Consider the following 21063-nt stretch of genomic DNA (forward strand, 5'->3'; position numbering starts at 1 on the left):
TCAACTTACCTGCGTCCCGGAGCGGTTACCCCGAGAAGCAGCCGGGATGCGGTGCCGTTCGGCCAGTCGCCGGGGGGCCTTCAGAAGGTGGGCCGGGGGCGGTGGGGCGCCTCGTCACCGGGTCCCGTACGACACGTGGACCTCCTTGAAGCCGAGGGAGCGCAGCAGGCCCTTGAGCATGCCGGTGGTGTTGGTCTCGGCCCGCGCGGTCAGGCCGCTCTCCTTCGCGGCGTCGCCGATGTGCCGCACGGCGAGCTTCTGGACGGCCTGTTCGCTGTTGGGGTTGCCCGAGAACAGGTCGCCGAGCCGGTCGAGGAGACCGCGCTGCTTGGAGACCGCGTAGGAGCGGTCGGGGTCGAGGGCGGGGGTGCCGAGCCGGGCGTGGGGCAGCCGGATCGTGGCCGTGGTGCGGTCGTCGTCGACCACCACGTCCTTGTCGCCGACCTTGCCGAGGTCGACGTAGGCGTCCACGGTGCCCGCGCCGACGTACAGGGTCCGGGTGCCGCGGACGGCGTCCGGGAGGAACTTGGCGTCCTTCTCCAGGTCCACGACGACCTGGAAGTTGCCCGACGCGGCCTCGTAGCGGCTCATGTCCTGGATGGACTCCAGCAGGGCGGGTCCCGTCCGGTCCTGCGTCTCGGTGCCGAAGAGGTCGCGCAGTCCCGGCAGCAGGCTCAGCCGGATCCCCGCGAACATCACCACCAGTACCACCACGACGGCGATGAGGGCCTTGGCCCAGCCGGGCACGCGCCGGGGCGGGCCCTGCTTCTCCTGGGATGGCGTCCTGACCGAAGTCGTCATGTCGACGGTCCTCCTTCCTACCGGACGGATGCCCGTCAAATCCGGTGGCAGACCGCCCGTTTGGAGTTGTCGACGTTCCGTGACGGTCGGGGCCCGGTCAGCGGGAGCCGGAGGCTGCCCGCGGCCGGCTCAGGGCCGTCTCCAGGCTGGGGGAGGGGGGCAGCAGCCGGGACAGCCCGGTGACCCGCAGCACGCGCAGGGTGAGCCGGTGGGTGCACACCAGGCGCAGGTCCCCGCCGCGGTCCAGGACCCGCCCGCGCGCCCGGTACAGCAGGCGCAGCCCGGAGCAGTCGAAGAACTCGATCCCGCCCAGGTCGATCACCACCCGGGCGCCGGGCTCCTCGGTCGCGGCGTCGAGCAGGGGGGCGATCTCCGCGGCCGCGGAGATGTCGATCTCGCCGGCGAACTCCAGCACCGTGTACCCGCGTTCCCGGCGGACGCGCAGGTAGGGGGACTCCGCGGCGGGCTCCCGCTGCACCACGACATCGCCTCCCGCCGACTCCAACTCAGGCCCCGCCCCAGCAAGTTACCCTCGATCGAGTGAATTCCAGCATGTTCGATTGACATATGTCTTGGAAACGCGCCGGAGTTATCTCGTGACGTGAGCGAAGTCATGCCGGGCAGGGGCGGCGACCCGCCCCCCCGGAGTCGGCGACGGGCGGTGCGGGAGCGCCCCGCACCGCCCGACCGGGCCGGCTCGGTCGACGGCTCAGTCGACGACCAGCACCAGCTTGCCGGTCGTCCGACCCGTGTCGCCCATGCGGTGCGCCTCGGCGGCGTCGGCCAGCGGGAACGTCCCCGCGATCGTCGGCCGCAGCTCGCCCGCCTCGACCAGCTCGGCGATCGAGCGCATCCCGGCGCGATCGGCGTCCACCAGCATCCGCACCGCCCGCACGCCCAGCCGCTCGGCTTCCGTCAAGAACTCCGGCGAGCCCACGGGCAGGATGGACACCACGATCCCGCCCGGCCGCAGCACCCGCAGCGAGGCCGTCGAGGTGTCGCCGCCCAGGGTGTCCAGTACCACGTCGACGTCCTTGACCGCCTCCGTGACGTCGGTCTCCCGGTAGTCGATCACCTCGTCGGCGCCCAGCCCGCGCAGGAAGTCGTGCTTGGCCGTGCTCGCCGTGCCGATGACGTACGCGCCGCGCGCCTTGGCGATCTGGACGGCCACGTGGCCGACTCCGCCGGCCGCGGCGTGGACCAGCACCCGCTGTCCCGCCTCCAGGCCGGCCGTCTCCACCAGCGCCTGCCAGGCGGTGAGGGACACCAGTGGCAGCGCGCCCGCCTCGACGTGCGTCAGGGCGGCCGGCTTGTGCCACAGGGCGCGGACCGGGGCGATGACGTACTCGGCGTGCGAGCCGTGGCCCCACGGGTACGGCAGCATGCCGAAGACCTCGTCGCCGGGCGCGAAGGTGGCGACGCCGACGCCGACCGCCTCGACGGTCCCGGACAGGTCCCAGCCCAATACGAAGGGCGGCTCGCCCAGGAAGCCGCCGGTGGCACGGTGCTTCCAGTCGGTCGGGTTGACGCCGGCGGCGCGCACCCGCACCAGTACCTCGTTGGGACGCGGGGCGGGCCGCTCCACCTCCACCGCTTGCAGGACCTCGGGGCCGCCCAGGACGTCCTGGCGGATGGCGCGCATCGTGTTCACAGTGCTCATGGTGACCCAGCCTGCCGGGGGCCGCGCGCCCGGACAATGGCATGATGGTCACCCTTCGATAGGATCGTGCCATGGCAATGGCAATTCCCCGGTGCGCCGACACCGACACCGACCGCGGCGCCCGGCACCCCGAGCGCGTCGTCGTCCTGGCCCTCGACGGCGTCTACCCCTTCGAGCTGGGCATGCCCAGCCGCATCCTGGGTGCCGCCGACGGCCGTTACGAGGTGCTGACGTGCAGCGTCGACGGCGGGCCGGTGCGCACCAGCGCCGACTTCGGCATCACCGTGGAGCACGGGCCCGAGGCGCTGGAGAGCGCGGACACGGTCGTCGTCGCGGCCGTCTCGCCCAGCCGGGTGAGTGCCGACCTGCCGGAGACGGTGGCCGCGGCCCTCGCCCGCATCCGCCCGGGTGCGCGCGTGGTGTCCATCTGCACCGGCGCCTTCGTGCTGGCCGCGGCCGGACTGCTGGACGGTCACCGGGCCACCACCCACTGGCAGGTCGCGGACGCCTTCCGCCGGATGTTCCCGCGCGTCGAGCTCGACCCGGACGTGCTGTTCGTGGAGGACGGCCGGATGCTGACCTCGGCGGGCGCGGCCTCCGGCGTGGACATCTGCCTGCACCTCGTGCGCCAGGACCACGGCAGCGAACTCGCCAACAAGGTCGCCCGGCGCTGTGTCGTCCCGCCGTTCCGGGACGGCGGCCAGGCCCAGTACATCGAGCAGCCAGTCCCGCAGCAGGGTCCCGCGAGCACGGCCGCCACCCGGGCCTGGGCCCTGGAGCGCCTGGCGGAGCCCCTCGCCCTGGCCGACCTGGCCGCCCACGCCCGGATGAGCCGGCGCACCTTCGCCCGGCGCTTCCAGGACGAGGTGGGCCTGAGTCCCGGCCGCTGGCTCATCCAGCAGCGCGTCGTCCGGGCCCGGCACCTGCTGGAGGCCAGCGACCTGTCCGTCGATCAGATCGCCGGGCACGTCGGCTTCGCCACCGGGGCCTCCCTGCGCCAGCACCTGCACGCGGCCATCGGCGTGTCCCCGCAGACCTACCGGCGCACCTTCCAGCAGACCCGCTGACCCGCCCTGCGGCGACCGAACGTTTCCCCGCCCGCCCGCGTCGGAGGAACACGACGCGGGTCGAGGGAACGGGGGCGGGCGTATGCGCACAGGCGCGGTGACGGTGGCCGTGATGGCAGGGGCAGCGGTGCTCGCGGCGGGAACCGCCGGGTGCGGTGCCGGCGGGAACGAACCGGACGTGGTCGTCGACGGCACCCCGCCCCCGACCCCGTACGACGGCCCGCTGCTCGTGCCCACCCGGGAGGTGGACGGGCACACCGCCCGCGACCTGCTCCTGGCGTCCGGCGCCGCGGGCCGCGCGCTGGAGTGCGACGGGCCGGTCTTCGCGGGCTCGGCACCGGACGGCTGGAGCCGCCGCGACGGCGGCGACACCCCCGAGGACGGCCTGCGGCTGTACTTCGACCGGGACGCACCCGAACTCCCGCGGCACGGCTACCGGGTGGAGCGCCGGGAGGCCGGCCGTGTGCTCTACTCCTACGACGTCGCGGGCCGCACCAAGGTGGCCGTCGTCGTGGCCGAGGACCAGGAGCACCGGCCCGGCTGGGGCCCCGAGACGACCGCCGCCTGCGACCCGTCGGAACTCCCGGCGAGCGCCACTCCGGGGTACGAGATCTGGACGGACCGCGCGGGCCGCCGACTGCCCGTCGCCGAGATCAGCAGCGCCGCCGGTCCCGAGCACTGCGGCTGGCAGCGCGCGCACTTCCTGACCCTGGGCCGCTACGAGGACGCGCGCACCTACGCCCGCGACTCCGACGGCGTCCTCGGCCCGGACATGTTGACGGCCCCGTACCGCGCCGACGTCCGCCTGCCGCCGACCGCCCGGGACACCGGACGCCGGTACGGGGAACAGGAGTTGTGGCTCACCGCGGACCCTACGACGGCCTACGTCCGCACCCCGCACGGCGTGGAGGCCTGGCCCGCGCTGCGGGACGGGGCGGGTTGCCGGTGAAGCACCGAACGCGGCTCGCGGAAGACGTGCCGGCCCGGGTGCCGAGGGCTCCCCGGCACCCGCCCCCACTGCTCCCGCACCTGCCCCCGCTGCTCCCGCACTTCACCGGCTCGCGTGCAGCGCCACCAGCAACTGCCAGACCTGGTCGGCGATCCCGGCGGGGGAGGCCTCCAGCAGGCCGTGCAGCCAGTCGGCCAGCACCCCGGCGAACGTGGCGGCCACCGCCGAGGCCACCAGCGGGGCGTCCGCCGCACCCGCCCGCGTGCGCTCGCGCAGGCTGTACTCCCGCAGGTCCCGGTGCAGCACCCGCCCGAGCGGACCGCCCCCGCCGGGCGTGAGGAGCGAGCGGTACAGGCCGGCGTGCGGGGCGAGGGAGGCGAAGAACCCGGCCAGCGCGTCCGGCGCCCGCACCGGATCGGGCCGCCCCCGCCAGGCGTGCAGCGCCTCGACGGCCTCCCGTACGACATCGGCGCAGGCGTCGACGGCCAGCGCCTCCAGGTCGGCGTAGTGCACGTAGAAGGTGGCGCGGCCGACGCCCGCGCGGCGCACCAGCGCGGCCACGCCCACCTCCTCCAGGGGACGCTCGGCGCACTCCGCGAGCAGGGCGGAGCGCAGCCGCTCCCGGGTGCGGGCGGAGCGGGGGTCCCCGGGGGCCGGGCGGGTCATCGCGCCAGGAGGACGGCGGCCAGGGCGAGGGCGCCGGGCAGGGCCTGGGCGACCAGGATGCGCCGGTTGGCGGTGGCGGCGCCGTAGACGCCCGCGACGACGACGCAGCACAGGAAGAACACCTGCGCGTCGGAGCCGGTCGGGTCGGCGGCGAGCAGGCCCCAGACCAGCCCGGCCGCGAGGAAGCCGTTGTACAGCCCCTGGTTGGCGGCCAGGGGCGCGGTGGTGCGGGCCGTCTCCCGGTCGAAGCCGTGCAGGGACCGGCCCGGACGGCGCTGCCAGAGGAACATCTCCAGCACCAGGATGTAGACGTGCTCGGCGGCGACCAGCGCCACCAGCACGTTCGCGACGGTTCCCATGACGGCCCCTTTCCTCCCGGCCTCCACCGGGCCCGACTTCCTGGACAGGTGTCCATTGTACCGGGACACCTGTCCAGGAAGTCCAGGGGTCACCGGCGGCGCAGGGACGGGTCGAGCAGCGAGGGCGGGGTGTCGTGCTTCTCGCCGGGGGCGAGGTCGGTGCCCGGCGCCACGACGGCGTCGATCGCGTCCAGCACGTCGGTGGACAACACGGTGTCCGCGGCGGCCAGTTGGTCGCGCAGGTGGTCGAGCGTGCGGGGGCCGACGAGCGCGCTGGTCACCGCCGGGTGCGCGGTCACGAAGCCCAGCGCGAGCTGGATCAGGGTCAGCCCCGCCTCCTCGGCGATCTCCGCCAGCCGCTCGACGGCGTCCAGCCGTGCCCGGTTGGCGGGCACCGACAGGTCGAAGCGGTCCGGCAGGAAGCCCGCGCGGTGGGTGGCGATGTCCCGGCCCCGGCGAATCGCGCCCGACAGCCAGCCCGAGGCCAGCGGGCTCCACACCAGCACCCCGAGCCCGTACTCCTCGGCCACCGGCAGGACGTGGGCCTCGGCCCCGCGCTGGAGGGCGGAGTAGCCGGGCTGTTCGGTGGCGTACCGGCCCACGTGGTGCTCGCGCGCGGCCCACTGGGCCTGGACGATGCGGTGGGCGGGGAAGGTGGAGGAGCCGAACGCCCGGATCTTGCCCGCCCGTTGCAGGTCGGTGAGGGCCGACAGCGTCTCCTCGTCGCCGGTGGCCGGGTCCCACCGGTGGATCTGGTAGAGGTCCACGTGGTCGACGCCGAGGCGGCGCAGGCTGTCGTCCAGTGCCCGGACCAGCCAACGGCGCGAGGCGCCGCGGTGGTTGGGGTCGTCGCCCATCGGCAGACCGGCCTTGGTGGCGAGGACGACGTCGTCGCGGCGGCCGGCGAGGGCCTTGCCGACCATCTCCTCCGACTCGCCCGCGCCGTACATGTCGGCGGTGTCGATGAGGTTGATCCCCGCCTCCAGGGCGGCGTCGACGAGCGCGGTGGCCTCCTCCTGGGTGGTGCGGCCGATCCGGCCGAAGTTCATGGCGCCGAGCGCCAGCGAGCTGACCTGCACACCGGTGCGGCCCAAGGTGCGGTACTGCATGACCGTGCTCCTCCACTGCGAGGGAAGGCGGCTGCCTGCCGGGGGTGGCGGCAGCGCGGGGCGTGGTCGCGGGGCGCGCGCTCTGGCATCATGAACAAGCGGAACCGCGTTCCGTTACGACCATACGGAACGTCGTTCCGTTTTGCCAACGGCGCAGGTCCGGCGGCAGCCACGACCCGGTGACAGGAGAGGAGCGGCGCGGTGCACGACGGCGACCAGGGAGCGGAGCCGGTCAGCCGGCGCAAGGACGCGCGGCGCAACAAGGCGAACCTGCTGGACGCGGCCGCCGCGGTCTTCGTCGTGCAGGGCGTCGACGCCCCCGTGCGCGAGATCGCGGCGCGGGCCGGGGTCGGAGTGGGCACGATCTACCGGCACTTCCCGACCCGCGCGGACCTCATCGTGGCCGTCTACCGGCACCAGGTCGACGCCTGCGCCGAGGCGGGCCCACGCCTGCTGGCCGAGGGTCCGAGCCCGCACACCGCGCTGGAGCGGTGGATCGACCTCTTCGTCGACTTCCTGGTCACCAAGCACGGACTGGCCGCCGTCCTCCAGCCCGACGCGGGCTTCGACACGCTGCACGCCTACTTCCTCGACCGCCTGGTGCCGGTGTGCGGACAACTGCTCGACGCCGCGGCCGGGGCGGGCGAGATCCGCGCCGACATCGAGCCCTACGCGCTCATGCGGGGCGTCGGCAACCTCTGCATCGGCGCCGACAGCGACCCCCGTTACGACGCGCGCCGCCTGGCGGCCCTCCTGGTCGCGGGACTGCGCCACGCGGCGTGAGCGTCGGACGACCGCCGGGGCACCGGCGGGGCGCCGGCAGGCGGCCGGTGGGGGCCTGAATCCGGGGTATCAGAAGGGTCCGACCGGAGACACGGAGGAGTCATGGCACTGGTGGAAGCGGGCGTCGTCGTGCTCGACTGCGCGGAGCCCGAGCAGCTCGCGGAGTTCTACAAAGCGCTGCTGGACGGCGAGGAGACCTACGTCAACGCCAACCGGGTGGAGATCACCGGTGCGGGCGGCACCCGGCTCGCCTTCCGCCGGGACGTCAACGCGACCCCGCCGAGCTGGCCGCGCCCGGAGAACTCGCTCCAGGCGCACCTGGACTTCGTGGTCACGGACCTCGACGAGGCGGAGCGCAGGGTGGTCTCCCTCGGCGGCCGCCCCCTGGAGGCCAAGTCCGCACCCGGCCCCTACGAGGAGCGCTCCTGCTCCGACCCGGCGGGCCACTCCTTCACCCTGCGCAAGGTCCCGGCACCGGCACCCAAGCAGGGCTGACCGCACGACGCCCGGCGGGGCGGCGGACGAGAGGGGCTGGGCCGCACGGCCCAGCCCCTCTCGATGTCGTACCGGCCGGCGTGACCTCCCCGGCCCGTGACGGCGCGCCGCTCAGTCGCGGCCCTTCTTGTCCTTCGCCGGCCACGTCCCGGTGGACCGCTCGATCGCCTTCGCGCCGGTGCGGTCGGCCGCGCTGCGGACCGCCGCGAAGATCGCGCCCTGGATCGCCGCGGCCAGCAGGATCTCACCCCAGCCGCGCTCGCGGTCCAGCGCGTCGGGAGCGTTGTCCTCGTGCCGCACGGCCTTCCACACCTGCTGGAAGGCGTATCCCGCCAGGGCACCGCTCGCCCAGCTGAACACGAATCCGACGGGCTGGTAGACGAGGGGGAGTTTCCGCTTCTTCTTGGCCACGTGCGCCTCCTGGTTGTGTACGTGTTGCGATCGGTCAGGGCCGTCCCCGCGCCGGGACCTCCTCGCCGGCGGGTACCGGCCCGGGCGGGGTCCCGTCGCCGAACGGCCGCCCGCCCAGCTCCTCCCGGCGGTGCGGGGTGAGCCAGCCGGACAGGTCCGGGCCGAGGGGCACGATCCGGGTCGGGTTGATGCCGGCGTGGACCTGGTAGTAGTGCCGCTTGATGTGGTCGAAGTCGACGGTGTCGCCGAAGCCGGGCGTCTGGAACAGGTCACGCGCGTACGCCCACAGCACCGGGTCCTCCGTCAGCTTCCAGCGGTTGCACTTGAAGTGACCGTGATAGACCGCGTCGAAACGGACCAGTGTGGTGAACAGCCGGATGTCCGCCTCGGTGATCGTGTCACCCACCAGGTAGCGCTGCCCGGCCAGTCGCTCCGACAGCAGCTCCAGGCGCCGGAAGACGCCCGTGCACGCCGCCTCGTACCCCGCTTGCTCGTGCGCGAACCCGGCCCGGTACACCCCGTTGTTCAGGTCCTCGTACACGTCGGCCATCACCGCGTCGATCTCGTCGCGCAGCCTCTGCGGGTACAGGTCCGGTGCGCCCGGCCGGTGCAGCGCCGTCCACTCGGTGGCGAGGTCCAGGGTGAGCTGCTGGTAGTCGTTGGTGACCAGCCGGCCGCTCGGCACGTCGACGACCGCCGGCACGCTCACCCCGCCCGGGTGGCCCGGCTCGCGCCGTTCGTAGGCCTCCGCGAGGTAGCGAATGCCGAGCACCGGGTCGCGGCCGTCGGGGTCCAGCGTGAACCGCCAGCTGCGGTCGTCCTGGACGGGGTCGGTGACGGCGAGGGGGAGCGCGTCCTCCAGGCCGAGCAGCCGCCGGGAGATCACCGCCCGGCTCGCCCAGGGGCAGGCCCGGCTGACCACCAGCCGGTAGCGGCCGGCCTCCACCGGCCAGCCGTCCCGGCCGTCCGCGGTGATCCGGTCCGTGAAGTGGCTGCGGGACCGCTTGAACGCCCGGTGGCCGTACGCCTCGTTGCCGTCGCCCCCACCACTCATGCCGCCTCCCGTTGCCTGGTGCGCCTCGTGCGCCGCGCGTTTCCCGTTCGCGCTACGCGTTCCCCGTTTTCGGCCGACGGCACGGTGTGAGCGGGGCCGGCCGGGGCAATCGGCCAGGGTGAGCGGGACAGCGACGCAGACGCAGACAGAGACGGACGGGACGGACGAGCACAGCGAGGAGGCGGCGGACCACCGGACACGCGTCACCGTGCTGGTGGCGCTCGCCGCCAACCTGGTCATCGCGGCCGCGAAGGCCGTGGGCGGCCTCCTCGCCGGTTCACCGGCCCTGCTGTCGGAGGCCGCGCACTCCGTGGCGGACAGCCTGAACGAGGTCTTCCTGCTGGCCGCCCTGCGGCGCAGCAGGCGCCCGGCCGACCGCCGCCACCCCTTCGGCTACGGCAAGGAACGCTTCTTCTGGTCGCTGCTCGCCGCCGTCGGCATCTTCGTCATGGGCGGCTGCTTCTCGGTCTTCCAGGGCGTCGAGGCGCTCAGGAACGGCGCCGAGGAGGAGCTGAGCGGCTACATCGCCGGCCTGATCGTGCTCGGGGTCGCCTTCCTCGCCGAGGGCGCCTCGCTGTTCCGCGCCCTGCAGCAGGTCCGCCGCCAGGGCGGCAGGGCCGGACTGCGCGACCCCGCGCTGCGCACCGTCGTCGCGGAGGACGGCACCGCGGTGCTCGGCGTCACCCTCGCGGCCGCCGGCATGGCGCTGCACATGGTGACCGGGCAGGTCGTCTGGGAGGCGTCCGCGTCGATCGCGATCGGCGCGCTGCTCGTCTACGTCGCCTACCGCCTGGGCCGGGAGGCCCGCGACCAGCTGATCGGCGAGGCGGCCGACCCCGAGGCCAGCGACCGCATCCGGGAACTGCTGGTCTCGCAGCCGGAGATCGACAGTGTGGAGGCCCTGTTCACCATGAAGACGGGCCTGGACTCCATCCTGGTCGCGGCCCGCATCGACCTCATGCCCGGCCTCGACAGCGAGCAGGTCGAGGAGGTCGCCGACCGCATCAAGCGCTCCGTCGCCGAGGCGGTCCCCGACGCGGGGGAGATCTTCCTCGACGTCACCGACCGCGGCGGGCGGGACACACACGAGAGCCCCGCCGCGACGGGGGAGCGCGGCGGGGCCTGACGTCCGCGTGCCCGGGACGCGGTCCATGCGCCCCGGGCACGAACGGGACCGGCTTTCCTGAGCGTTCCTCAGGAGCCGGCGCGCCTCACTCCGCCAGCGGCTCCAGCACGAACACCGGGATCTCCCGGTCGGTCTTCGTCTGGTAGTCGGCGTAGGGCGGGTACGCCGCGACGGCACGCTCCCACCACTCGGCCTTCTCCGCGCCCGTCACCTCACGGGCCCGGTAGTCCCGCCGGTCGGGCCCGTCCTGCAGCTCGACGTGCGGATCGGCCTTGATGTTGTGGTACCAGACCGGGTGCTTCGGCGCGCCGCCCTGGGAGGCGACGACCGCGTATCGGCCCGCGTTCTCCACCCGCATCAGCGGCGTCTTGCGGATCTTCCCGCTCCTGGCTCCCCGGGTCGTCAGCACGATCACCGGCAGCCCGGTGTCCCGCAGCGTCGTTCCCTCGGTGCCGCCGGAGCCCTCGTACAGCTCCACCTGGTCGCGCACCCACTGCTCGGGGCTCGGCTCGTACTCGCCTTCGAGGGGCATGGCATGTCCTTTCCTCGCGTCACGGACTGACTCGCACCGTGCGTCAACACCGGTACGGCTACGGATCATCCGCACCGGGTTCCGCCCGGGGCCCGTACCGACACGCACTCCCGGGCGGCTTTCGGCGCAGGACGTCATCCCTTGGTCGCGGTGCCGTGGACCTTCGGGCGACGGCACCGGGTGCGCCGTCCCGGGACAGTGACGGCATGGAGACGAGCAACGGGATGAGCAGGGCACGGTTCCTCGCCGCGGCGGCGGCCGTCGGAGGGTCGGCGGCGCTGCTGCCCACCGGCCGGGCCGCGGGGGTCGCGCAGGCTCGAGGGGCCACGGCGGCCGCAGGAACCACGGAGGCCGCGGCGGCCGGAGCGGGCGGGCCGCGGCACGGGCTGCACCACCGGGGAGTCGTGTACACCGTCGGCGCGGGCGGGACGCCGGCCACCGGTTTCCGCGCGGCCCGGATGCGCGCGGACCTGCGCGTCATCCGCGACGCGCTGCACGCCGACACCGTCGACGTCACGGGCGACGGCGTGGCCCGCCTGACGGCCACCGCGGCCGAGGCGGCCGAACTGGGGCTGCACGTCTGGCTCCAGCCGACGCTGGGCGACCTGCCGCAGCGCGACATCCTGGACCACCTGGCCGAGACCGGGCGGTTCGCCGAACGGCTGCGCCGGCAGGGCGCGAGCGTGGACCTCAGCGTGGGCTGCGAGTTCTGGCTGTTCGTGCCCGGGATCGTGCCCGGCGCCACGGTCCTGGAGCGGGTGCGCAACCTGCTGGAGGGCCACGTGGACCCCGTCGCGGTGCAGCGGCGGCTGGAGGCGTTCACCGCCCGGGCGGCGGCCGTCGGCCGCTCGGTGTTCCACGGCCGGCTCGGGTACGCCGCCGCCCAGGACGACGAGGTCGACTGGCGGCTGTTCGACGTGGTGGGCGTCGACTACTACTCCGCCTTCCGCGACCACGCCGCGCACCGCCGAGAGCTGCGCCGCCACCTGCGCTGGGGCAAACCGCTGGCGATCACCGAGTTCGGCACCTGCGCCTACGTCGGCGCACCCGAGGCCGGCGGCATGGGCTGGGACGTCGTCGACCCGGAGACGGGGGAGGTCAGGGCCGGACTCGTGCGCAGCGAGCGCACCCAGGCCGCCTACGTCGCCGACCTGGTCGACGTCTTCTCCTCGATGGGCCTCTACGCGGCGATGGCCTTCGAGTTCGTCACCCCCGACAGCCCGCACCGCCCCGACGACCCGCGCCACGACCTCGACCTGGCGAGCTACGCCCTCACCAAGGCGATCCAGGACCGCCCGGGCGACCCGGACTCCGACTGGCACTGGGAGCCCAAGGAAGCGTTCCACGCGCTGGCCCGCCGCTACGCCCACGACAGCCGCCGCACCCGCGCCCGCCGCCGCTCCGGCGCCTGAGGAGGGCTCGACTCCGGCGGTGCCACGTCCCTGTGGCACCGCCGCTCGGGGTCCCCCGCGCCCGCCTCAGTAGGGTGCACAGGTGACCGAATCCGACCGCAAACCGTTCCTCTACGTCGTCGTCTGTGCCGCCGGGATCGCCGTCGACGTCGGCACGCTGATCACCGCCGCGCAGGAGCGGGACTGGGAGGTCGGCGTGATCGCGACCCCGCTCGCCATGAACGGCTTCTTCGACACCGAGGCGGTGCGCGCGCAGACGGGCCGGCCCCTGCGCTCGGCCTGGCGGCGCCCCGACGAGCCGCGGCCCTTCCCCGCGCCCGACGCGCTCGTGCTCGCCCCGGCGACCTTCAACACCGTCAACAAGTGGGCCGCCGGGATCGCCGACACCCTCGCCCTGGGCACGCTGTGCGAAGTGGCCGGTCTCGGCGTGCCGATAGCCGTCCTGCCCTGCGTGGCCGACGCGCTGGCCGCGCACCCCGCGTACCGGGAGAGCGTGGCCCGGCTGCGGGGCATGGGCGTGCGGTTCGCCGACCCGTACGGGGGGCAGGCGGGGGAGGACGGCGGCCGGCCGCGGTTCGGCTGGGAGCGGGCGCTCGACCTGCTCCAGGACCGCGACTGACCGGCCGGGCACGACGTAGGCTCCGGACCGGTACCGCCACCGACCGCGGGGAGCAGGAACGATGGAGTACGTGAAGCTCGGCACGACGGGTCTCGACGTGTCGCGGATCTGCCTGGGCTGCATGACCTACGGCGTCCCGGACCGGGGCACGCACGAGTGGACCCTGGACGAGGACGCCTCGCGCCCGCTGATCCGGCAGGCGCTGGAGGCGGGCGTCACCTTCTTCGACACCGCCAACGTCTACTCGGACGGCACCAGCGAGGAGATCGTCGGGCGGGCGCTGCGCGACTTCGCCCGCCGCGACGACGTCGTGCTCGCCACGAAGGTGCACGGGAGGATGCGGCCGGGGCCCAACGGCGCCGGGCTCTCCCGCAAGGCGATCATGACCGAGATCGACCACAGCCTGCGCCGCCTGGGCACCGACTACGTGGACCTCTACCAGATCCACCGCTGGGACCCGCACACCCCGGTCGAGGAGACCATGGAGGCGCTGCACGACCTCGTGAAGGCGGGCAAGGTCCGCTACATCGGGGCGAGTTCGATGTACGCCTGGCAGTTCTCCAAGGCCCAGTACACCGCCGAACGGCACGGCTGGACGAAGTTCGTCTCGATGCAGAACCACTACAACCTCCTCTACCGCGAGGAGGAGCGCGAGATGCTGCCGCTCTGCGCCGACCAGGGCGTCGGGGTGCTGCCGTGGAGCCCGCTCGCCCGGGGACGGCTCACCCGTGAGTGGGGCACCGTCACCGACCGCAGCACGACGGACGCCTTCGGCAGCGGCCTGTACCAGGAGGGCGACCGCGCCGTGGTCGAGGCGGTCGGCCGCATCGCCGCCGAGCGCGGCGTCCCGCGCGCCCAAGTGGCCCTGGCCTGGCTGCTGCAGCAGGACACCGTGACCGCCCCGATCGTCGGCGCCTCGAAGCCCGGGCACCTCGAGGACGCGGTGGCCGCCGTGGAACTGGACCTGACCGAAAAGGAACGGGAGGAACTGGAGCGGCCCTACGCCCCGCACCCCGTCGCCGGTCACTGAAACACCCCATTGCGTGAAATGCGGACACCGGTCACCTCACGAAAGGGACACCAATAACGGCAGCGTCCTCGAATAGCCGAGCGAATTGAACACGTGTCAATAGCGCCGTGCCCGCACCCCTCGCACAAAACCGTGGAATCGCTTGTTCCTGATCCCGCGGCTGTGCCAAGGTGTGCGTGTCGGCGCACAGACAACGAGGTCCGCTCCCCTGTGCGCGGAGGCCGCTCCCGTCCACCCCCCACGTTGCACCAGAGCTGCCCCTGGCGGACGTTCGAGAAGCCGAACCCTGTGCGAGAAAACCCGGCGGTTCACCGGCGGGTTGCCATACCGCTTGGTATGGACTTTCTGACGCGTGTCCCCGGGAGGAATTCAGTCGTGAAAGACGCCGGTCGGTCAGATTCAACGACTTCGGCACGCCGCTTCGCGGCGACGGACGAACAGCTGAGTGCCGAACTCAAGAACTGGACCGGTGCGTCACCCGCGCTGCACCCCGTCGGTGAACTCCTCGACCGGCACTGGGGGGCGGCCTTCGCCTACGCCCGGCTGTGCACCGACGGGGAGCGCGCGGCCGGCATGCTCACCACGGCCGCCTTCACCCGCGTCTTCGGCGAGTCGATGCGCCAGAACGGCCCCACCGCCGCCTGGCGCCCCCATCTGCTGGTCACCGTGCGGCGCGTCGCCGCCGAGTGGGACGGCGACGGCCGCCGCGAACTCCTGCACCCCGAGCTGCGCGCCGCCGACGGCGACGGCGAGCGCCTGGCCGCGCGGCTCCTGCCGCCGCTCAACCGCCGCCTGCTTTCCCGCGCCTACCAGCGCCTGCCCCAGACGGCCCGCTGCCTGCTCTGGCACACCGAGGTCGAGGCGGAACCGACGTCCGCGCCCGCCGCCCTGCTCGGCCTCGACGACGAGGGCGCCCTGGTCGAACTGCGCCGGTCCCGCGAGCGACTGCGCGAGGAGTGCCTCCAGCTCCACCGCGAACTCGCCGTCGACGAGGACTGCCACCGCTACCACCGGCTGCTCGACGTCACCTGCCGGCGCGGCGGCGCCGACGTCGACCCCGACCTGAGCGCCCACCTGCGGCACTGCCGCCACTGCGCGCACACCGCCGACCAGCTGCGCCACTGCGTCGACGGGCTCGGCCTCGCCCTCGCCGAGGGCGTGCTCGGCTGGGGCGCCCGCGCCTACCTCGCCTCGCGCATGACCCTCCCCGAGCGGCCCGACCATCCCCCGGCCCCGCACACCGCCCCGCAGGACACGACCCCGTCGGCGGGGGAGGCGTTCACCACCGAAGGCGCCGAAGGCGCCGAAGGCACCGGAGGCACCGGAACTCCCCGAGCCACCGCACCCCCGCCCCGCCCCCGGTCGGCGCGCAAGGCCGCCCGCCGTGCCCGCCGCCGGCACCTCGCCGTCGCCGCGCTCACCGTCAGCGGCCTGATCGCGCTGCCCCTGGTGGTGTGGGCCCTCCTCGGCACCGACGACGGCGCCGGCCGCGGCCCCGGCCCGGACACCTCCACCGGGACCGGCACCGGCACGGCCGGGCCCTCCTGGGTGGGCGCGGGCGAGTCCGCGGCGGGCACCCTGCGCGGCCGGCTGCACAACGTCGCCTCCGGGCTGTGCGTCGGGATCCTCGGCGGCAAGGCGGTGAGCGGCGCCGAGACCGGCCTCGCCCCCTGCTCCTCGGCCGCCGGACAGCAGTGGGCCTACGAGCCCGACGGGCTGCTGCGCAACGGTGCCGCCCCCACCCTTTGCCTCGACTCCCGCCTCGGCTACTCCGTGCGGCTCACCCCGTGCGCGAGCACCGGCGACGCCGCCCGCGCCCTGCGCTACGACTTCACCCTCCAGGGCACCCTGGTCCCGCGCTGGAACCAGGACCTGGCCCTGACCCCCGCCGCCACCGACGGCTCCGGCACCCTCGTGGCGAAGAACCGCGCCGACAGCGCCGTCCAGCGCTGGGTGATCGACACCTCCCGGCCCGACCCGCACCTGCAGACCGTCAACTGGGGCGCCGACGGCGGCACCGGGCCCAGCGCGTCCCCGACCCCGAAGGCGGCGCGGCCCCCGGCCCCCGCCCCGAGCACCACCCGGCCGGCCCGCACGCCCACCGCGTCGGCGTCCGCCACGCCGACCTGCACGTCCGCCACCTGGTACGCGTGCTCGTGGGGCGACCGGGGCGCCGACGGCCGACACGGCGGATCGGGCGGCTACGGCGACTACGACGGCTACGACGACTACGGCCGTGGAGGCACCGGCCACGGGCGTCGCTGACCCGCGCGCCCGTCAGGTCCCCGGCGCGCCCGTCAGGTCCCCAGCAGCTGGAGCGACCCCCACAGCGCCAGCACCGCCGCGCCCAGGGACGCGGGCACCGTGAGCAGGCCGAGCCGGGTGAACTCACCCACCTGGGCGTGATCGGAGACGTCCGCCTGGGCGTGCACCACGCGCCGCCACAGCAGGGTCGCCAGCGACCCGGCGTACGTCAGGTTCGGGCCGATGTTCACGCCCAGCAGCACGGCCAGGACCACGCCGGGCCCGGCCGGGGCGGTGAGGGGCACGAGGACCAGCACGGCGGGCAGGTTGTTGATCAGGTTCGCCAGGAGGGCGGCCAGGGCGGCGACCGCGAACAGGGTGAGCAGCCCCGAGCCCTCCGGGAGGACGTGCCGCAGGGCGTCGGCGAGGCCGTTGTCGACGACCGCCCGGACCACGATGCCGAGCGCCAGCACGAACGCCAGGAACCCCGGCGCCGCGGACCGCACGACCTCCACGGGCCCCGCCTGCCGCCGCACCACGGCCCGTACGGCGAGGACGAGCGCCCCGGCGAACGCCGCCCAGGCCGGTTCCACCCCGGCGGCCGACGCCACCACGAACCCGGCGAGCGTGCAGGCCACGGTGATCAGGGCGAACAGCGGCACCTGGGGTGCGGGGCCGGTGTCCGGCTCCGGCTCGGCCGCCGGCAGGTCGGCGGCGAAGAAGCGGCGGAAGACCAGGTACTCGGCGCCCACGGCGACCACCCAGGGCGCCGTCATCAGCGCGGCGAACCGGGTGAAGCTGAGCCCGCTCGCCGTGAAGGCCAGCAGGTTGGTGAGGTTGGACACCGGCAGCAGCAGCGAGGCCGTGTTCGACAGGTGGGCGCACGCGTACAGGTGCGGCTTGGCCCGCACGCCCATGCGGGCCGCGGTGGCGAGGACGACCGGGGTGAGCAGGACGACCGTGGCGTCCAGGCTGAGCACCGCCGTGATCACCGAGGCCAGCACGAACACCGCCGTCAGCAGCCGTCGGGGGCGCCCCGCCGCCCGCCGGGCCATCCACGCCCCGCACGCCGTGAAGAGCCCGTCGACGGCGCAGAAGTGGGCGAGCACCAGGACGGCGGCCAGGAAGCCGATCACCGGTCCCAGCCGCTCGGCCTCCGCGAGGGCGTGCTGCGGGGAGATGGCTCCGGCCACCAGCACCACGGCGGCGGCCGGCACCGCGACCAGCGCCTCCGGACGCCCCTGGGGACGCAGGACGGCCCACACCAGCGAGGCGGCGAGCAGGGCGACGGACAGGGTTTCGGCGAGCGGGGCGTTCAGGGTGGATCCTCGGGAGCACGATCGGTCGGACAGGGGCACACATCAAAACAGGCGAGGGTAAGAATCGCTCAATCGCTCAATCGCTCAATCGCTCAATCGCTCAATCGGTCAGCCACCGTCACGCGATCGCCCGTGCCGTCACCCCACGCGCCGGCCCGGTGACGAAGGCCGGCCCGCCGTGGCCCGTCTCACGGCCCGGTCCCCGCCTCGAACGCCGTCAGCCGCACGGTGGACGCGTTGCCGGACACCGGCACCGGGCCGCCCGTCCACCGCACCCGCAGCGGGTCGTGCTCGTCGGGCGGGGTCACCAGCAGCGTCACCGGGGTCGCCGCCCGGGCGCCGCTCACCTCCGGGTTGGAGAAGCTCAGTCCGGCCCACGCGCTGCGGCCGGGGGCGAGCGTGACCCGCAGCGGCCGCGTGGCAGTGCTGCGCTCGGGGTCGGCGCCCAGCTGCCGCCCGGACGCGTCGAGGAAGGCGGCGCCGGGATGGCCGTACACCGTGCAGGTGCGGGTGGAGGCGTTGGTGAGCACGACCGGGAAGTTCTCCTGACCGGCCCCCGGGTCGTTGCGGCCGACGGAGGCGCGCAGCTCGGAGGTGTGGCACCGGGCGCCGGCCGGCGCCGCGGCCGACGCGCCGCGCTCCGGAGCGGTCGCCGTCACGGTCGTGGTGGTCGCGGGCGGGGGCGTGGACGGCGACGGGCCCGGGGCGGACGCCGAGGTCCCTGGCGCCGTGGACGTCCCGCCCGCGCCGGACGCCGATGCGGCGCCCGAGCCGTGGCCGCTGCCGCAGCCGCTCACCAGACCCAGTACCGCCAGAGCGCTCACGAGCAGCCCGCAGGGGCGACCGTGCACCATGTCCGTCCACCCTTCCCGGTGGTCCAAAGCGGTCCCTGGGACCGCGGGTGCCCGTGCTCCGGACGGCTCACTCCTCCTCGACCAGGGCGAGCTCCGCCCAGATCGTCTTGCCGTCGGCGGTGTGCCGGCTGCCCCACCGCTGCGTGAGCTGCGCGACCAGCAGCAGCCCCCGGCCGCCCTCGTCCCACGTCTTGGCGCGGCGCAGGTGCGGCGCGGTGTGGCTGGTGTCGGACACCTCGCAGATCAGCGTGGCCGCGTCATGGATGAGCCGCAGCCGGATCGGGTGGGAGCCGTACCGGATGGCGTTGGTGACCAGCTCGCTGACGACCAGCTCGGTGGTGAACGACACCGCGCCCAGCCCCCAGGTGTCGAGCTGGGCGAGGACCTGCTTGCGGATGGGCGCGACCAGCGCCGGGTCGGCCGGGATGTCCCAGGTGGCGACCTGGGAGGCGGGCAGGCCCCGGGTGCGGGCCAGCAGCAGTGCCACGTCGTCGGCGGCACCGCCCGGCGGCAGCAGCCCGTGCAGGATGCGGTCGCAGGTCTCGTCGAGGGAGCCGGACGGCGTGGCCAGCGCCGCGCACAGGTCGTCACGGGCCGCGTCCACGTCGCGCTGCCGGGACTCGGTCAGCCCGTCGGTGTAGAAGGCGAGCACGCTGCCCTCGGACAGGTACAGCTCGGCCGACTCGAACGGCAGCCCGCCCAGGCCCAGCGGGGGACCGGCCGGCAGCTCGACGGTCCGGGGGGCGCCGCCGGGCGGCAGCATCAGGGGTGCGGGATGACCGGCCCGGGCGAGCGTGCAGCGGCGCGAGACCGGGTCGTACACCGCGTACAGACAGGTCGCCCCGACCTCGCCGGGGCTGCCCTCGCCGCCCGCCTCCTCCGACAGCCGCACCACCAGGTCGTCGAGGTGGGTGAGCAGTTCGTCGGGCGCCAGGTCGATGTCGGCGAGGGTGCGCACCGCGGTGCGCAGCCGGCCCATCGTGGCCGACGCCTGGATGCCGTGCCCGACGACGTCGCCCACCACCATCGCCACCCGCATCCCGGACAGCGGGATCACGTCGAACCAGTCGCCGCCCACCCCGGCCCGCGCGGCCGGCAGGTAGCGGGAGGCCGCGTCCACGGCGGCGGTGCGCGGCAGCGAGCGGGGGAGCAGGCTGCGCTGCAGGGCGAGGGCGGTCTCGCGCTCGCGGGAGAAGCGGCGCGCGTTGTCCACGCAGACGGCGGCCCGCGCGGTGACCTCCTCGGCGAGCAGCACGTCGTCCGGGCTGAACGGCTCCGGCCGCCGGAACCGCCGCAGCACGGCCACCCCGAGGGTCACCCCGCGGGCCCGCAGCGGCACCGCCATGCTGGAGTGGATGCCGAACGCCCGCATCCGGTCGCGGCGCACGGTGTCCACGGCCAGCCACTGCTCCATGTCCGGGTCGGGCAGTGTCACGGCGACGGTGCGCCCGCTGGTGAGCGAGTCGGCCTGCGGCGATCCCGTCGGGTACGTCAGCACCTCGCCGGACTCGGCGAGGGCCTCGGGCACGCCCGGGTTCACCGACTGGTGCGCGGCCCGGCGGAGGCTGAGCGGGGCGGTGAGCGGGGCCGGCGGTTCGCCGCCGCGCGGGTCCAGCAGGTCCACGCTGACGAAGTCGGCGAGGGCGGGCACGCACACGTCGGCCAGCTCCTGCGCGGTGCGGGCCACGTCGAGGGTGGTGCCGATGCGCACGCTCGCCTCGTTGACCAGCTGGAGGCGTTCGCGGGCCCGGTGGTGCTCGGTGAAGTCGTGCGCGGCCATGGTCACGCCCCGCACCCGGCCCGCGTCGTCGGTGACGGGCGTCAGCCGGGCCGGCCAGGCGTACGCGCGGTCCTCGCCGCCGGGGTGCGGGCTGGTCTGCACGTCCTCGGCGCGGCCGGAGGTGAGGACCCGCAGCATGTCCTGCTCCAGCGCCTCGCCCTGCGGCTCCCCGCCGATCTCGGACGGCCGCAGCCCGCGGAGGTGCTCGGCGGGCAGCCCGAGGAGCTCGGCCATGGCGTCGTTGACGTGGCTCAGGCGCAGCCGCTCGTCGTACACGGCGATCGCGCAGGGCGATTGGAGGGGTCCCTCCACGGCGAGGAACGTGTCGAGGGCTGAGGGGGGCTCGGGCAGCGGGGCGACCACCAGCCAGTGACCCGGCCCGCCGTCGTCGGGCCGTCGGCGGTGGGCGAGCAGCCACACCGCCACCGGGTGGCCCTCCCGGTGGCGCAAAGTGAGCGTCCCGGACCAGCGCGAGCCGATCGGTGCGGGGGGCGTCCCGTCGGCCAGCAGCCGGACGGCGGGGGAGCCGACGACGTCCTGCGGCTCCCAGCCGAGCAGCGCGCGGGCGCCGGGGCCCCAGTCCACCAGGGTGCCGTCGTCGCCGACGACGACCCGGGCCGTCGCGGCTTCGTCGAACGGATAGACCGGGCTCATCCTCGCCACTCCATCGCGGACACTCACAGTGAACAGACGCGCACCTGGTCCCAGCGTAGTGCGTCCGGCCCGTGCACGGACCGGAACCCCCGGTGCCGCTGGACGCCCGGTCCGCCCGGGGTCAAGGGCGATTTCCGGC

21 protein-coding genes are annotated in these 21063 nt (G+C 74.6%); 9 read left to right on the plus strand and 12 right to left on the minus strand.

What is annotated here, in order from left to right; translation table 11 throughout:
- Window positions 1-114 precede the first annotated feature (114 nt).
- The 3 genes from E4U91_RS32250 to E4U91_RS32260 form a co-directional block, all read right to left on the minus strand.
- Entirely contained in the window at window positions 115-801 is a 687-nt protein-coding gene (locus tag E4U91_RS32250; RefSeq protein ID WP_137310078.1) for a DUF4230 domain-containing protein, read from the minus strand.
- A gap of 97 nt (window positions 802-898) precedes the next feature.
- Entirely contained in the window at window positions 899-1279 is a 381-nt protein-coding gene (locus E4U91_RS32255) for an anti-sigma factor antagonist (protein WP_137311109.1), read from the minus strand.
- A 231-nt stretch (window positions 1280-1510) separates the two neighbouring features.
- Window positions 1511-2461 carry an NADP-dependent oxidoreductase gene (locus tag E4U91_RS32260; RefSeq protein WP_137310079.1) on the minus strand — a complete coding sequence of 317 codons (951 nt, stop codon included), beginning with the start codon at window positions 2459-2461 and terminating at the stop codon, window positions 1511-1513.
- 77 nt (window positions 2462-2538) lie between these two features.
- Between E4U91_RS32260 and E4U91_RS32265 the strand changes: the two genes are divergently transcribed.
- Together E4U91_RS32265 and E4U91_RS32270 are read left to right on the plus strand one after the other, a co-directional pair.
- Complete coding sequence (locus tag E4U91_RS32265; protein ID WP_137311110.1) at window positions 2539-3528, plus strand: GlxA family transcriptional regulator; 990 nt, start codon at window positions 2539-2541, stop codon at window positions 3526-3528.
- Window positions 3529-3640: 112 nt separating this feature from the next.
- Complete coding sequence (locus E4U91_RS32270) at window positions 3641-4477, plus strand: hypothetical protein (protein ID WP_241678756.1); 837 nt, start codon at window positions 3641-3643, stop codon at window positions 4475-4477.
- Between the two features lie 102 nt (window positions 4478-4579).
- Here E4U91_RS32270 and E4U91_RS32275 read toward each other — a convergent pair whose 3' ends face one another.
- The 3 genes from E4U91_RS32275 to E4U91_RS32285 form a co-directional block, all read right to left on the minus strand.
- Complete coding sequence (locus tag E4U91_RS32275) at window positions 4580-5143, minus strand: TetR/AcrR family transcriptional regulator (protein ID WP_137310081.1); 564 nt, start codon at window positions 5141-5143, stop codon at window positions 4580-4582.
- Entirely contained in the window at window positions 5140-5502 is a 363-nt protein-coding gene (locus tag E4U91_RS32280; protein WP_137310082.1) for a DUF1304 domain-containing protein, read from the minus strand. Before E4U91_RS32280 ends, E4U91_RS32275 begins: the two co-directional genes overlap by 4 nt.
- Before the next feature lie 89 nt (window positions 5503-5591).
- Window positions 5592-6611 (minus strand): aldo/keto reductase, encoded by a 1020-nt coding sequence (locus E4U91_RS32285; protein ID WP_137310083.1) that lies wholly within the window; start codon window positions 6609-6611, stop codon window positions 5592-5594.
- Window positions 6612-6812: 201 nt separating this feature from the next.
- Between E4U91_RS32285 and E4U91_RS32290 the strand changes: the two genes are divergently transcribed.
- Together E4U91_RS32290 and E4U91_RS32295 are read left to right on the plus strand one after the other, a co-directional pair.
- Entirely contained in the window at window positions 6813-7394 is a 582-nt protein-coding gene (locus tag E4U91_RS32290) for a TetR/AcrR family transcriptional regulator (RefSeq protein ID WP_137310084.1), read from the plus strand.
- Window positions 7395-7496: 102 nt separating this feature from the next.
- Complete coding sequence (locus E4U91_RS32295; RefSeq protein WP_137310085.1) at window positions 7497-7889, plus strand: VOC family protein; 393 nt, start codon at window positions 7497-7499, stop codon at window positions 7887-7889.
- 111 nt (window positions 7890-8000) lie between these two features.
- Here E4U91_RS32295 and E4U91_RS32300 read toward each other — a convergent pair whose 3' ends face one another.
- Together E4U91_RS32300 and E4U91_RS32305 are read right to left on the minus strand one after the other, a co-directional pair.
- Window positions 8001-8300 carry a DUF4235 domain-containing protein gene (locus E4U91_RS32300; protein WP_137310086.1) on the minus strand — a complete coding sequence of 100 codons (300 nt, stop codon included), beginning with the start codon at window positions 8298-8300 and terminating at the stop codon, window positions 8001-8003.
- Window positions 8301-8334: 34 nt separating this feature from the next.
- Window positions 8335-9354: a glutathione S-transferase family protein gene (locus E4U91_RS32305; RefSeq protein WP_137310087.1), complete on the minus strand. Its 1020-nt coding sequence runs from the start codon at window positions 9352-9354 to the stop codon at window positions 8335-8337.
- Between the two features lie 208 nt (window positions 9355-9562).
- On the opposite strand from E4U91_RS32305, the gene E4U91_RS32310 reads away from it, so the two are divergent.
- Window positions 9563-10480, plus strand: coding sequence for a cation diffusion facilitator family transporter (locus tag E4U91_RS32310; RefSeq protein ID WP_168218294.1), 918 nt, complete (start codon window positions 9563-9565; stop codon window positions 10478-10480).
- A gap of 85 nt (window positions 10481-10565) precedes the next feature.
- Here E4U91_RS32310 and E4U91_RS32315 read toward each other — a convergent pair whose 3' ends face one another.
- The gene (locus tag E4U91_RS32315) at window positions 10566-11012 is read right to left on the minus strand and encodes a nitroreductase family deazaflavin-dependent oxidoreductase (protein ID WP_137310089.1); all 447 of its coding nucleotides are present in this window, start codon (window positions 11010-11012) and stop codon (window positions 10566-10568) included.
- A gap of 206 nt (window positions 11013-11218) precedes the next feature.
- On the opposite strand from E4U91_RS32315, the gene E4U91_RS32320 reads away from it, so the two are divergent.
- The 4 genes from E4U91_RS32320 to E4U91_RS32335 all read left to right on the plus strand — a co-directional run bounded on the left by E4U91_RS32320 (window position 11219) and on the right by E4U91_RS32335 (window position 16338).
- A complete protein-coding gene (locus tag E4U91_RS32320; RefSeq protein WP_137310090.1) occupies window positions 11219-12424 on the plus strand; it encodes an abortive phage infection protein in 1206 nt (401 codons plus the stop codon).
- A gap of 82 nt (window positions 12425-12506) precedes the next feature.
- Complete coding sequence (locus tag E4U91_RS32325; RefSeq protein ID WP_137310091.1) at window positions 12507-13043, plus strand: flavoprotein; 537 nt, start codon at window positions 12507-12509, stop codon at window positions 13041-13043.
- A gap of 61 nt (window positions 13044-13104) precedes the next feature.
- Window positions 13105-14073: an aldo/keto reductase gene (locus E4U91_RS32330; protein ID WP_137310092.1), complete on the plus strand. Its 969-nt coding sequence runs from the start codon at window positions 13105-13107 to the stop codon at window positions 14071-14073.
- A 375-nt stretch (window positions 14074-14448) separates the two neighbouring features.
- A complete protein-coding gene (locus tag E4U91_RS32335) occupies window positions 14449-16338 on the plus strand; it encodes an RICIN domain-containing protein (RefSeq protein ID WP_241678757.1) in 1890 nt (629 codons plus the stop codon).
- A 32-nt stretch (window positions 16339-16370) separates the two neighbouring features.
- On the opposite strand, the gene E4U91_RS32340 is transcribed toward E4U91_RS32335, so the two are convergent.
- From E4U91_RS32340 to E4U91_RS32350, 3 genes are all read right to left on the minus strand, one after another.
- Window positions 16371-17636: an SLC13 family permease gene (locus E4U91_RS32340; protein ID WP_174867962.1), complete on the minus strand. Its 1266-nt coding sequence runs from the start codon at window positions 17634-17636 to the stop codon at window positions 16371-16373.
- 188 nt (window positions 17637-17824) lie between these two features.
- Window positions 17825-18490, minus strand: coding sequence for a DUF4232 domain-containing protein (locus tag E4U91_RS32345; protein ID WP_137310095.1), 666 nt, complete (start codon window positions 18488-18490; stop codon window positions 17825-17827).
- A gap of 67 nt (window positions 18491-18557) precedes the next feature.
- Window positions 18558-20924 (minus strand): SpoIIE family protein phosphatase, encoded by a 2367-nt coding sequence (locus tag E4U91_RS32350; protein ID WP_137310096.1) that lies wholly within the window; start codon window positions 20922-20924, stop codon window positions 18558-18560.
- Between the last annotated feature and the right edge of the window lie 139 nt (window positions 20925-21063).

This window comes from Streptomyces lasalocidi, from assembly GCF_005280215.1.
In the GTDB taxonomy this organism is placed as follows: Bacteria; Actinomycetota; Actinomycetes; order Streptomycetales; family Streptomycetaceae; genus Streptomyces; species Streptomyces longwoodensis.